This window comes from Caldimonas tepidiphila, from assembly GCF_003569765.1.
GTDB classification, from domain to species: domain Bacteria; phylum Pseudomonadota; class Gammaproteobacteria; order Burkholderiales; family Burkholderiaceae_C; genus Caldimonas; species Caldimonas tepidiphila.
The window spans coordinates 259-13,041 of the sequence record NZ_KZ983974.1; the positions used below are offsets into that span (position 1 = coordinate 259).

Sequence of the window (12,783 nt, forward strand, 5' to 3'; positions counted from 1 at the left end):
CGAGGCGCTGCGCAAGGTGATCAAGCGGCTGCACTACCCGCTGGAGTTGATGCTGACCTGCGTTCGCTGGTGCGCCGCCTATCCGCTGAGCCTGCGCCACATCGAGGAGATGATGCACGAGCGCGGCGTCCTGGTCGATCACGCCACGGTTCATCGCTGGGCCCTGAAGATGCTGCCGGTGCTTGCGGCAGCATTTCGCCGACACAAGCAGTCCGAGGGCAAGAGCTGGCGTATGGATGAGACCTATCTCAAGGTCGCAGGCCGCTGGCAGTATCTGTACCGCGCAGTCCACCGCCAGGGCCACACCGTGGACTTCCTGCTCACGGCCAAACGCGACTCGGCAGCAGCCCGTCGATTCCTGGAGCGCGCCATCGCGCTGTACGGCAAGCCCGAGAAGATCACCATCGACAAGAGCAGCGCCAACACGGCAACGATCACGGGCTACAACGCCGACCATGAGGCCGCCATCGAGCTGCGTCAGGCGAAGTACCTCAACAACATCGTCGAGCAGGACCACCGGGCGATCGTAAGCGATCAATCAACCCCGTCTCTTGCCACGATGGCGGTGTCGAGGTAAGGCTCGCTCAGGCTGCGGTCAGATCGATGCGCCAGGGCAGCAGTGCGACGTAGTCATCAACGGTGCGAGCCTGGGGCAAGCGGGCGAACAGCGCGCGCAGGTACTGGTAGCCGTCAATGCCGTTGACCCGGCAGGTCTGCAACAGCGAGTACAGGTTCGCACTGGCCTGGGCGCCGACCACCGTGTCGGCGAACAGCCAGTTGCGCCGCCCCACGCAGAACGGCCGGATGGCGTTCTCCTGCGCGTTGTTGTCGATGCTGTAGCACCCGTCCTCGACGTAGCGCCGCAGCTTGCTCCACTGCGAGGCCAGGTAGTGCAAGGCCTGTCCCAGCAGGCTCTTGGGCAGCACGGCATGCAGCTTGACCAGCAGCAGCGCTTCGATGTCAGCGAGCACGGGCGCGCTGTCGCGCTTGCGCCGGCGCCCGAGCTCCTGCGCGTCGATGCCCTCCCGCCGGGCCTGTGCCTCGACCTGGTAGAGCTGGCCGATGAGCGCGATGAACTGCGCGGCCAGGTGCTGCGGCCCGCGCTGCTCCTTGGGCACGGCCTGCAGCGCCTCGACGAAGTACCTGCGGCAATGGGTCCAGCACCCCAGGTGCACGAGCTGGTGCGCCCGCGCCACGGTGTCGTAGACCTCGTAGCCATCGCTCATCAGCACCGCCCCCGGGCGGATGCCGGCATACAGCTCCAGGGCCGTCTTCGCCGAGCGGCTGGGCGAGTAGCTGAACAGCCGGATCGGCGGGCCGGTGCCGTCTCGGCCCGAGCCGTCGGTCATCTGCGCCCAGACGTAGCTCCTGGCCTGCGCGCTGCGCCCGGCTTCCTTGAGCACCTGCAGCTCGGTCTCGTCGCCGAACACCAGGGGTGCCTCCAGCAGTTCGTCGCGCAGCAGGTTGACCACCGGCTGCACGGCCTGTCCGACGCGCACGATACTGGCGGCCACCGTGTTGCGCGAGATGTCGGTGCCGCCGAAGCGCCCCAGCAGCGCCGCCTGCCGGTACAGCGGCAGCCCGTCGAGGTACTTCGACGTGGCGATCCAGGCCAGCGCGTTGTCGGTGAACAGGCCCCTGGGGATGATCTGCGCGGGCTTGGCCGCCAGGCGCAGCGCCCCGTCGCAGCAGGGGCAGGCGTACTTCACGCGCTCGTGGCGGATCACGCGCACTTGCTGCGGCACGATGTCCAGCTGCTCGCTGACCTCCACGCCGATCTCGCGCAGGACCGCGCCGTCGTGGGGGCACACGCGCTCGCCCTCGGGCAGCTCGTGGCGCACCACCTCGCGCGGCAGCGCAGGGTCCAGCGGCTTGCGCCCGCGCTTGGCACGCTTGTGGCCCGGCACGTCGATCTTGTCGTCGTCCGTCTCTTCGGCCGCCGGCGCCGCCTGCGAGCCGAGGCTCTCGGCCTTGTTGAAGAACAGATCCTTCTGGTGCAGGCCAGCGACCTCGCTGCTGGCGGCGAACAGCTGCCGCTTGAACTTGTTGAGCTGCTCCTTGAGCAGATCGCGCTCGGTGCGCGTCACCCGCAGCTCGCCCGCCAGCGACTCGTTTTGCTCGCGCGCACGGGCCAGCGCCTGCTGCAGCGCGGTGAATTCTTCGAGCGTTGGCGTGTCGGGCATCTGCGGCGCATTGTCCTCAAGCCGCTGGCCGCGGCGCCATGCGGATCTGCCGCAGTGGCACGCCGCCGCGACTGCCGTTCTCAGCCGACCCGCTCGTACACGCGCCGGGGATGGCGCCGCACCACGCCGATGTCGATGCCTTCGAGCAGCCAGTGCAGTTGCTCCACCGTCAGCGTCGGCACCTCCTCCTCGCTCGGCCAGATGAAGCGGTCCTGCTCCAGCCGCTTGAGCAGCAGCCAGAAGCCGTTGCGGTCCCAGCCGAGGATCTTGACCCGGTCGCGCCGGCGGTTGCTGAACACGTACACGCACGCGGCAAACGGGTCCAGCCCCAGGGCGTGCTGCACCAGCGCTGCCAGGCCGTTGATGTTGAGCCGGAAGTCCACCGGCGCGCGGTGCAGGTAGACCTTCAGGTCTTCGTCGAGACGGAACAACGCAGCCTCCCCAGCGCGCCGATCACCTCGCCGAGGTGTCGCAGGTCAACACCGCGCAGCTCCACCGCCACGCCGTTGGGCAGCCGGGCCTGCAACCTCATCCCCGCAGGCTCGCTATCCTCGCCGTCGCCTCCTGCGCCCGGCGCAGCCACCACCGGCACCGCCACGAACGCCGCCGGCGTCGGCGCCACACCGGCAACGGCCGCGTGCTCCCGGCGGCCCTGCCGATGCTCGCGAAGCCAGCGCCCGACCTGGTTGGCATTGACCCCGCACTCGCGCGCCACGCGCGACACCGAGGCGCCGGGCTGCAGGCACAACGCCACCAATTCGGACTTCGCCTTCTCGTCGTACACACTGCGCCCGTCGCTCTTGCGCCCCACCACCAGCCGGCGCTTGAGCTCTTCCAGATCGTCTGTCATTACGTTCCCATGTTCGTCTACGTGGGAACGTAGGCTGTCAGCTGTAAGCGCGCTGGGAAGTCAGGTTGACATCGGACGCGGCTTCAGGGCACGAACTGCTTGCCGTCCTATTGCGGTCGCCCAATGGCGTTGGCTTCAAGACCGAGAACGCCCGAGCGCGGAAGGTCACAAGCTCAAGTGATCGTAGAACCATGTGGCAGGAGCTGTCGTGGTCTGGACGTTCAACGGAAAGCACCGGGAAAGCTCAAGCAAGCTTTTTGCGCGCGCGAGTCCCGCCAGAAAGCAACGCGCAGCTTCAGGACGAACTGTTCGATCGCGCCTGAGGAATTGCCCCCACAAAGGCATGCGCTGATAGGGGTGTTCAATTGGCCGAAGGCTTGCCAGATAGCGGCCGGGGAAAAGACGCCGATAGCAATGCAGGTTGTATAGCCACGACGCGCCGACGACCTTCATGCCGTCGGGCGATGAGGCCTTCAGGTATGCAAACAGACTCGCCAACTCCCTAAGGCGATCACTGCAGGTTTCCCTCGTCAATGCCGCTTTGCTAACGTCCGTGTGGAAGTGGAGCCGGACGCAACGCTCGCCAATGGCTTCATAGGAGAAGCACCCCTCGGCTCGGGCAGGTACAGGTCCTGAATGGAAGCGCAGCCGCTGAAGATGAACCCTGTGGGTCCACGCTGCCTGGTCAGAAGCGCCGAGGAGCCCTTCGACGTACTGCTGCCACTCGGGGTCACTTGCGTCGAAGAACTGCCCCATTGCGAGGCGGACATAGAGGTTCGTATGGCTGCCGACTGTCTCTCTAAACGGCGTGCCAGACAACTCGGCAACCCTCTTCGCGAAGCGCAACTGGAGCTCGAAAAACTCGACGCTGTACGGAGCAATTCGCGGTTCGGGAGATGTCGAAGGGCTGGAACACATCAAACAAGCTTACCTCGCCCTGAAGCAGACGCCGCCTAGTGACCTGCTTCCGGCCAAACCCGGGCGTTCGCGCCTGGACACCGCGTTACCGCTCAATGACGGTATGCGGTCATTGTGAAATCGAGTGCGCCCAACGGTGGGGCAGCAAGTCAGCAAGGTCGCGTGCCCGTTGGGTCGGAAGTCGCGTCAGCACGTCACGGAGGTAGACATACGGGTCGTGCCCGTTGAGCTTCGCCGTCTGGATGAGACTCATGATGACCGCAGCGCGCTGCCCGGCGAGCAGCGTCCCAGCAAAGAGCCAGTTCTTGCGCCCCGTGGCAATGGGCCTGATCTGGTTCTCGACCCAGTTGTTGTCCGCCGGCAAGTCGCCGTCGGCGAGGTAGCGCGTGAGCGCCGCCCAGCGGTTGAGGCTGTAGTCGATGGCCTTTGCGGTAGCCGAGCCGTCGGGGACGCGCTGCCGGTGCAACCGCAGCCACTCGTGCAGCGCATCGGCTACCGGAACTCCCCGCTGCTGGCGGATGCGCCGCCGCTCGTCGGGGCTCAGGTCTCGGACCTCGCGCTCGACCTCGTAGAGCCGGCCGAAGAAGTCGAGCGCCTGCTCGGCGATCTGGCTCTTGTGCTGGGCCCACAACTCGTAGAACTTGCGCCGTGCGTGCGCGAGGCACCCCGCCTCGGTGATGCCCTGTGCGAAGAGCATCTTGTAGGCGCTGCAGTCATCGCACACGAGCTTGCCTCGCTAAGGCGTAGTCGGTGCCGATGCCGAGGAGCGCCTGGGCGTGCCGCCCGGCGCGACTCTCGGCGAAGTCGAAGACCACGGCCTTGAGTTCGGCATAGGCGGTGGTGCAGTAACTCCAGAGGTACGCGCGGTGCGTCTTGCCGTTGCCGGGCTTGAGCATCGCCACCGGCGTCTCGTCGGCGTGCAGCACCTCGTGGCGCAGCAACTCGTGCTTGAGCGCGTCGACCAACGGCTGCAACTGCACGCCGCACGCGCCCACCCATTGCGCCAGAGTCGAGCGCGGGATGGCCAGGCCGGCCCGAGCGAAGATCCCTTCCTGCCGGTACAGCGGCTGGTGGTCCGCGTACTTGGCCACCAGCACCTGCGCGAGCAGCCCAGTGGTGGGGAGGCCCTTGTCGATGACGTGCGGCGGCACCGGCGCCTGGGTCAGCGTCTTGCACCTGGTGCAGACCCATTTGCCGCGAACATGGCGCTCGACGGTGAACATGCCGGGCGTGTAGTCGAGCCGCTCGGCCACGTCCTCGCCGATGCGCTCGAGCGCACAGCCGCAGCTGCAGGTACTGCGCTCGGGCTCGTGGCGGATCTCGCGGCGAGGCAGCTGCGCGGGCAGCGGGGCGCGACGCGGCTTGCTCTTGTGCTGCTGGGCCTCGGGAGTCGGCGCAAGCCGCTCGAGCTCTTCCTCGATGGCGGCCAGGTCCGCGTCGATCGACTCCTCCAGCAGGCTGCGCTGCTCGCTGGAGAAGGCCTCGCTGCGGGCCGCGAACTTCAGCCGCTTAAGCACCGCCATCTCGTGGCTGAGCTGCTCGATCCTGCATTGCTTGAACTGGATCTCGCGGTCCTTGCGCGCGATCTCCTCGTCCTGCGCTGCGAGCTTGCCGACCAGCGAGTGCACGAGCTCGCGCAGCTGCTGCGCGTTCATGTCCTGGAGCTGTGCCGGATCGACCATGGGGAGCGAGGATGCCAGACGAGGGATCCTCGGCCCATCGGCGCACGCACCGATTGCCCAGGCGTCAGACCAGGCTGATGACGCCGTGCTCGCCGATGCGCTGCCACGGCAGTCCCAGCACCAGGGCGTCGAGCTGCGCGTGGCTCAGGCCGGTCGTCGAGGCCTCAAGCTGCGGCCAGACGAAGCGGCCCTGATGGAGCCGACGGGCAGCCAGCCAGATGCCGATGCCGTCGTGCACGAGCACCTTGATCCGGTTGGCGCGGCGGTTGGCGAAGAGGTAGGCATGGTGGGGACGGGCAGCACCGAATACCGCCACCACGCGGGCCAGCACCGTGTCGGTTCCGGCTCGCATGTCCAGTGGCTGCACCGCCAGCCAGGCCGCATCGATGCGGATCACTTGAGCCACTCGCGCAGCCATGCCCCGCACTCGCTGGCCGCCTGCAGCGGCCAGCTCACCGTGACGGTGGCCGGGCCACGGCGCAGCTCGATACAGATGTCCGGAAGCGGCGTGTGCACGGGCTGCGACGGCAGCGGCATCGCGATGAACTCGCGGCTCACTGCCATCGCATCAGCGCCAGTCCCCGGCGTCTGTTCGCGCCGTGCGAGGCGCCGCCAATTGTGCACGAGGTTGGCGTTCAGACCGTGTTCGAGAGCAATGGCCGCGACCGACGCGCCCGGCTTCTGGCACGCGGCAACGACCTCGGCCTTGAGCTCATCGCTGTGACGGCGACGAGAGCGCGGCTTGGCTTCTTCCATGGTGTCCACTTGCGAAATAGGTGGGCGCCATCCTCTCCGCCATGCCGCCTTCGTTCAACATGAGTCCTGATTAGAAACGAGGCTCAGCTGGCTCATGTGACGAGCCACCGAAGGGCATAGGCTCATGGCAGGTCCTTCGAGGAGACAGGCCATGTCGATGAACCGCATCCAGTTCCAGCAAGGGATGTCGCTGGTGGAATTCCAGCGCTGCTTCGGCACCGAGGAGCAGTGTGACCAGGCGCTCAGGGCAGCGCGCTGGCCCGACGGCTTTGCCTGCCCGCGCTGCGGCGGCACTCCGCACTGCACGGTCCGCCACGAGGGCCGCCAGCTGTTCCAGTGCAGTGCCTGTCGGCATCAGACCTCGCTGACCGCCGGTACCCTCTTCTCCGGCACCAAGCTGCCGCTGACGACCTGGTTCCTGGCGATCTTCCTCCTCAGCCAGGCCAAGACGAGACTTTCCGCCTAGGCGCTCAAGCGCCAACTTGGGGTGAGCTACCCCACGGCTTGGCTTGTGCACCACAAGATCTTGCAGGTGATGGCGCAGTGCGAGGAAGAACACCGGCTCGACGGCACGGTGCAACTCGACGATGCCTACCTCGGCGGCGAGAGAAGCGGCGGCAGCACGGGCCGGGGCACCGAGGGCAAGACGCCGTTCATTGCCGCCGTGTCGGTGAGCGAAGAAGGCCATCCCCGGCATCTCAAGCTCGCGGCCTTGAGCGGCTTCACCTCGTAGGCCATCCGCGAGTGGGCCTGCAAGAGCCTTGTGCCCGGCACGATCGTGGTCAGCGATGCGCTGGCGTGCTTCGGTGCCGTCGTTGACGCGAAGTGCCTGCATGAGCCCTCGGTGGTCGGACGCGCCAAGCCGCGCGAGCTGCCCCAGTTCCAGTGGGTCAACACCGTGCTGGGCAACCTCAAGAGGACCTTCGCCGGGGCGCACCACAGCTTCAAGTTCCACAAGTACGCCGCGTCGTACCTGGCAGGATTTGCCTACCGCTTCAATCACCGGTTCGACCTCAAGGGCCTGGTCGCCTGTCTCATCGTCGATGTCGCGCGTTCTGAACCGAAGACCCAGCGCACCATCAGGAAGGCTGAGCCTCGTTTCTAATCAGGACATGAGTTCGCCGGCCGCATACTGTCAGCTCACAGCCCCGGGCTCAAGGACGGGGTTGAAGGACCGCTTACGGGCGATCAAGCGCATCGTGCGGCCGATGCTGGGGTTCAAGACGCACTGCTGCGCGCGCCGCCTCATTGCCGGCATCGAGACGATGCATATGATTCGCAAGGGGCAGCTGAACTGCCCTGAAGGGCAGGCAGGCCGCGTCCGCGGCAGCCCAGTTCTACTCCCTGGCGTTCTGATCTGCGGCCCCCCCCCTGCGGCTTCACTGGGTCGCACAGTCTTATCGCGACAGAACCGAACGTGGCGGCCTTCTGAGTCGCCGACCGGCGCTCGCCGGGGCCGGTGCGGTGCTCCAGGGCATCGAGCTGCGCGCGGCTGAGCGTCACGGTCGCGCTGCCCTCGCGGGGCCAGACGAAGCGCCCGGCGTTGAGCCGGCGCGCTGCAGGACCTGGGGCTCGAGCGCGGCGCACTGGCGCTGCCGCTGCTTGGCTTCAACCTCGGCGTCGAGCTGGGCCAGCTGCTCGTCGTCGCGCTGCTGCTGCCGCTCGCCTTCGCGCTGCGCGAGACGGGGCTGTACCGGCTGGGCGCGGTGCGGCTGGGCTCGACGGCAATCGCGGCGCTGGCGGCGCTGTGGCTGGTAGAGCGGACCTGAGCCTGCTGTCAGCCTGAAGGACTGGAGCAGCCCCGGACGTTGGACTCGGCCTACTGGAGTAGGTTCGAAGAGGGGACCCGGTCCTGCCGCCTCCCGCCGCCGGGTACACAGCCGGCCGGTGCCACCTCATGCATTAGCCCCCGCACCACCTCCTGCAAGTCGAGCCGCGACAGCGTGCGCCGCTCCGCGCCCATGCCTACCTCCACCAGCGATTGGGCGACGCGCCGCTCGCTCAAGTAACCCCGCTGCGGCGGCGGGCCGCTCCGTTGCCAATGCACCGGCTCGATTGAGTGCAGTGCCTCGACCGCCAAGCCGACGCGTGCGCCCTCCTCCCCAACGATCAGCACGCGTGCCTCGCTCGCAAGCAGCTGGGTCTCCGGCTCACCAAGCAGTCCGGCGAGCGAGAGCAGCGGCAGGACGGCGCCGCGGTGGATGAACAGTCCGCGCATCGCGCCGTCCGAGGCCCTGAGCGGCGCGATGCTTTCAGGCAGGGGCACAATTTCCACGACCTGCCTCAGCGATGCGGCCAACTCGATGCCAACGCGAAAGGTCAGGACGGTATCGCGCTGGCTGGCCTGCGCCCTACCGTCTAGCCCGCCCGCGTCTCCGGCTGCGCGGCTCAAGCGCGCCAGCCCCTGCAGCGGCGGGTACGCACCGAGCGCTGCCGCATCGAACAACAAGCAGGGCTGCAGCTGACTGGTCTCGAGCACGCCCTTAAAAAGCTCAGCCTGTTGCAGTGTCATTGCCGGCATCGCAAGTACGTGCTCGGCGGGTGGATAGAGCAGGTCTTTCACCTCGTCGACGAGCAGCGCCACCCGCCCCTGGCCCAAGCGCAGGACAATCGCGGTGCTCGCTACGCTCTCATTGCATCGTGCCAAGCCTGCAAGCCGCAGCGCGTCGACGACCGGCACCTCGCCGCCCTGGTGCTTCATCACACCCAGGCACAGCCCAGACGCGAGCGCCGAGGCGCGTGGACGCACCTGCGGCACCGTGGCATCAACCAGCATCGCAGGTACCCCTAGCAGCAGCCCTTCAGCTGCCAGCAGCAGCACGGGCTCGTGCTGCACGGCCTGTACGCCGTGCATGCCGGCAGGCGGTTCCTGTACCAGCGTCACACCCGGCAGCTCCGCCAGGCGCTGCGCGTCCAGGACCGTCACAACGCCCTCAGGCAACTCGATTGCGTGAGTGGTCGGCACCGCTGCGCCGCCGGGGGCGGCGGAGAGCACACTCAGGCGCTGCGCCTCAACTGTCGCGATGCCGCACACCGCCTCCGCCAGCAGGCCGAGCAGGCGCTGCTGCCAGCGCATCACCACGACCACCTTGGCTACCGGCCCGTCCGCGGCCAAACCGAGCACCGGACGCAGGTCCAGCACCGGGATCACCGTGCCGCGCAGGCTGAATGCGCCCCGCATCCATGGCGTCGCGGCTGGCATCGACTCAAGCACTGCTGGACAGGGCAGGACCTCGCGCAGCGCGTGCACCGGCAACCCGAGCAGCACGCCACCGAGACGCATCAGACCGAGCGTGCTGCAGCCGGAGTTAGCCGGCTCGTCCTCCGCACGTGGCCCCGGAGCGCGAGCAGCACTCACGGTGAACCGCCCGTATCGCTACGGTTAAGCTGTTCCAGCAGCCGCGCTACCTGTCGCGAGGCCATCTGCTGCGCGGTGGCCGACTCGGCGATCTGGCGGATCGAGCCGCCGGTATGCTTAATGCTGCCGGCAATGTGCTCAAGGGCTTGGCGCGCCTCGCGCGTGCGCTCGTCACCGACGCTCACTCGTACGCCCGACTCCTGGATCAGCTTGGATATCTCGCGCGCAGCCTGCGAACTGCGCTCGGCCAGCTTGCGCACCTCGCCCGCGACCACTGAGAAGCCTACTCCGTGCTCGCCGGCGCGTGCGGCCTCAATCGCGGCGTTGAAGGCAAGTAGATTGGTCTGGCCTGCGATGTCCCCAATTACCTCGACGATGTCGGCAATCGCACGCGAGGAGTGCTTCAGCAACTCGATTGCCTCCAGCGACTTGCCGAGCGACTGCGAGCCGCGCTCGGCATCGGCCTGCGTCTCGCTGGAAAGCGTACCGGCGAGGGCCGCTTGGCGCGAGATCTCGGCGATCGTTGCCGACAGCGTGTCGACGCTCTCGCGCATCTCCCGGGTACGCTCGCTGACCAGGCGCTCAAGCAGCACCTGCTCGGTGATGTCGTGCGCGTACTTCACCACCCGCACCACCTCGCCCCGCAGGTCAAGAATCGGGCTGTAGGTGGCCTGGATCCAAACGTCGCGGTTGAACTTGCCGATCCGGTGGAAGCGACCGCTAAAGAACTCTCCTTTGCCGAGCCGCAGCCAGAAGTCGCGGTACTCGCGCGAGACGATGTAGTCAGGCGTGCAGAACATGCTGTGGTGCTGCCCGACGATCTCGCGCAGCGAGTAGCCGATCGTGCGCAGGAAGTTGTCGTTCGCGTGCACTACCCGTCCGTCGAGGTCGAACTCGATCACCGCCTGGCCGCGGTTGACCGCCTGAACCTTGCCCTCGAACTCGAGGTTGCGGCGCTTGGTGTCAGTGACGTCGACGGCAAACTTGACGATCTTGATCGGCCGGCCCTCAAAGTCGAGGATAGGGTTGTAGGTGGCCTGGATCCACAACTCGCGGCCGTTGCGGCCGATGCGCGGATATTCGCCGCTCACGTACTCGCCTCGGCGCAGCCGGTCCCAGAAATCGGCGTAGGCCTCGCCTTGTGCGAGCGCGGCCTCGCAGAACATGCGGTGGTGCTTGCCCAGCACCTCTTCGCGCGCGTAGCCCATTAACTCGAGGAAGTTGCGATTGGCCTCGATCACCTGGCCTCCCAGGTCGAACTCCACCACCGCCTGCGCGCGCTGCATCGCCGCGACCTTGCCCTCGTATTCGGCATTGCGCAACTTCGATGCGCTGATGTCGTGCGCATACTTGACAACCTTCATCGGCCGGCCGTCAGCGTCGAAGATCGGGTTGTAGCTGCCCTGGAACCAGACCTCGCGTCCGTCCTTGGCCACGCGCTTGTACTCGCCCGCTTCGGACTCGCCGCGGCCGAGCCGGCGCCAGAACTCCACGTAGGCCTCAGTGCTGGCGTGCCCGGGCGGACAGAAGATGCGGTGGTGACGCCCCCGCAACTCCTCGAGCGTGTAGCCCGTTGCGGCGAGGAAGGCCGCATTGGCGGTCAGCAGATGGCCCTGCACGTCGAACTCGGCCACCGCCTGCGCGCGCTCGATTGCGCGCACCCGGCCTTCGGCGTCGGCGGCCTGGATCTTCTCGGCCGTGACGTCGAGCGCGAACTTCACGACCTTCATCGGCTGGCCGTTGGGGTCCAGGATGGGGTTGTAGGTGGCGCGGATCCACACTTCGCGCCCGCCCTTGCCAACGCGCTTGTACTCGCCCGCGTCGTACTCGCCGCGGCCGAGCCTTTGCCAGAACTGGCGGTAGGCTGGGGTGCGCACCAACTCAGGGGAACAGAACATGCCGTGGTGCTGGCCGATCACCTCGTGACGGGAGTAGCCCATCAGTGCGAGGAAGTTGTCGTTGGCCTCCAGCACCTGGCCCTGCAGGTCGAACTCGATCACCGCCTGCGCCCGGTTGATGGCGGCGACCTTGCCCTCGTACTCGGCGTTGCTCATCTTCGTGGCTGTGACGTCCATCGCGTACTTCACAATACGCAACGGCCGACCAGCGGCGTCGAGCACTGGGTTGTAGCTGGCACGGATCCAGACCTCGCGGCCGCCGCGCCCGATGCGCTTGTACTCACCGTCATGATGCCGGCCGGCACGCAGCCGCTCCCAGAACTGCCGGTACTCGTTGGAGGCCGCGTCGCCGTCCTCGCAGAACATACTGTGGTGCCGCCCCTTGACCTCGGCAAGTGAGTAGCCCATGAGCTGCAGGAAGTTCTCGTTCGCCGCAAGGATGGTGCCTTCTAGGTCGAACTCGATCACTGCCTGCGCGCGATCGACAGCGCATGCGCGCGCCTGCAAGTCTGCAAGCCCGTTGTCCCCTGTCTCGGCGGCCCAGGCAAGCAGCAGCACCTGTGCGACCTCGCCGTCGGCGCCGCGGCAGGGGCTGAAGCTGCCCCGCATGCCGAGCACGCCTCGCCCCGCGCAGCGAAGGCCGAGCGCGAACATGCGGGGCTGGTCGTCCAGCGCTGCGGCCCATGCGGCTGCCACCTCGCCATCACTGCCCACACAGAGTTCAGCATGGTGAAGCTCCTGCAGCGTTGCGTCATCCCATCCGAGCTGTGCGATGGCGAAGGCGTTGGCAGTGCTGGCAAGGCCCGTGCGTGCATCGAAGGTGATGAGACAGTGGCTGAGCGCCAGCGCCGACTCCAGCGTGGCATGCAGATCGGCAGGGGCCGACGTTGTTTGCGGAGACATAGTCACCTTGAGGTTTGAAGGCTTACGGTGGTGTGCCGCTACGCAGTGCGGCCACCGCACGTTGGGCCCGCCGCGTGCGGTAGCCGCTATTGGGACATCCGCCGAGTCGGTGTGGTCGATGGAACACCCGAGTAACATCCCTTCATTTACTAGCGGTACTTTGTTGGATTAGGCACGGCTGATGCTCGCAGTGAAGCAGGAGGTGGTTTGCCATGACTGCTCCACGTCCCTGCCC

9 protein-coding genes and 4 pseudogenes are annotated in these 12,783 nt (G+C 67.0%); 4 read left to right on the top strand and 9 right to left on the bottom strand.

Translation table 11 applies throughout. The features are described from left to right. Positions 1-7: 7 nt before the first annotated feature. Positions 8-526, top strand: a pseudogene (locus D3A59_RS03920) (IS6 family transposase); the annotation flags it as partial. Between the two features lie 58 nt (positions 527-584). On the opposite strand, the gene tnpC (D3A59_RS03925) reads toward D3A59_RS03920, so the two are convergent. From tnpC (D3A59_RS03925) to tnpA (D3A59_RS03950), 7 genes and pseudogenes are all read right to left on the bottom strand, one after another. Beyond that, complete coding sequence (gene tnpC, locus D3A59_RS03925) at positions 585-2,183, bottom strand: IS66 family transposase (protein WP_119153613.1); 1,599 nt, start codon at positions 2,181-2,183, stop codon at positions 585-587. 80 nt (positions 2,184-2,263) lie between these two features. Then, positions 2,264-2,614, bottom strand: coding sequence for an IS66 family insertion sequence element accessory protein TnpB (gene tnpB / locus D3A59_RS03930; protein ID WP_119153614.1), 351 nt, complete (start codon positions 2,612-2,614; stop codon positions 2,264-2,266). Further along, positions 2,590-3,033: an IS66-like element accessory protein TnpA gene (tnpA, locus tag D3A59_RS26835; protein WP_119153615.1), complete on the bottom strand. Its 444-nt coding sequence runs from the start codon at positions 3,031-3,033 to the stop codon at positions 2,590-2,592. The genes tnpB (D3A59_RS03930) and tnpA (D3A59_RS26835) overlap by 25 nt, the downstream gene beginning before the upstream one ends. A 165-nt stretch (positions 3,034-3,198) precedes the next feature. Then, the gene (locus tag D3A59_RS25210; RefSeq protein ID WP_157991392.1) at positions 3,199-3,879 is read right to left on the bottom strand and encodes a hypothetical protein; all 681 of its coding nucleotides are present in this window, start codon (positions 3,877-3,879) and stop codon (positions 3,199-3,201) included. A gap of 181 nt (positions 3,880-4,060) precedes the next feature. Continuing rightward, positions 4,061-5,633 (bottom strand): annotated as a pseudogene (gene tnpC / locus D3A59_RS03940) (IS66 family transposase). Positions 5,634-5,697: 64 nt separating this feature from the next. Next, positions 5,698-6,039, bottom strand: coding sequence for an IS66 family insertion sequence element accessory protein TnpB (gene tnpB, locus D3A59_RS03945; protein ID WP_170162294.1), 342 nt, complete (start codon positions 6,037-6,039; stop codon positions 5,698-5,700). Next, the gene (gene tnpA, locus D3A59_RS03950; RefSeq protein WP_119153616.1) at positions 6,027-6,389 is read right to left on the bottom strand and encodes an IS66-like element accessory protein TnpA; all 363 of its coding nucleotides are present in this window, start codon (positions 6,387-6,389) and stop codon (positions 6,027-6,029) included. Before tnpA (D3A59_RS03950) ends, tnpB (D3A59_RS03945) begins: the two co-directional genes overlap by 13 nt. A 151-nt stretch (positions 6,390-6,540) precedes the next feature. Between tnpA (D3A59_RS03950) and D3A59_RS03955 the strand changes: the two are divergent. From D3A59_RS03955 to D3A59_RS03965, 3 genes and pseudogenes are all read left to right on the top strand, one after another. Then, positions 6,541-7,494, top strand: a pseudogene (locus D3A59_RS03955) (IS1595 family transposase). 76 nt (positions 7,495-7,570) lie between these two features. Continuing rightward, positions 7,571-7,745: pseudogene (locus tag D3A59_RS25910) on the top strand (IS6 family transposase); the annotation flags it as partial. Positions 7,746-7,945: 200 nt separating this feature from the next. Continuing rightward, entirely contained in the window at positions 7,946-8,158 is a 213-nt protein-coding gene (locus D3A59_RS03965) for a HupE/UreJ family protein (RefSeq protein ID WP_119153619.1), read from the top strand. A 50-nt stretch (positions 8,159-8,208) separates the two neighbouring features. On the opposite strand, the gene D3A59_RS03970 is transcribed toward D3A59_RS03965, so the two are convergent. Beyond that, the gene (locus D3A59_RS03970) at positions 8,209-9,672 is read right to left on the bottom strand and encodes a chemotaxis protein CheW (RefSeq protein WP_119153617.1); all 1,464 of its coding nucleotides are present in this window, start codon (positions 9,670-9,672) and stop codon (positions 8,209-8,211) included. A gap of 71 nt (positions 9,673-9,743) precedes the next feature. After that, the gene (locus tag D3A59_RS03975) at positions 9,744-12,548 is read right to left on the bottom strand and encodes a methyl-accepting chemotaxis protein (RefSeq protein WP_119153618.1); all 2,805 of its coding nucleotides are present in this window, start codon (positions 12,546-12,548) and stop codon (positions 9,744-9,746) included. Positions 12,549-12,783: the final 235 nt, after the last annotated feature.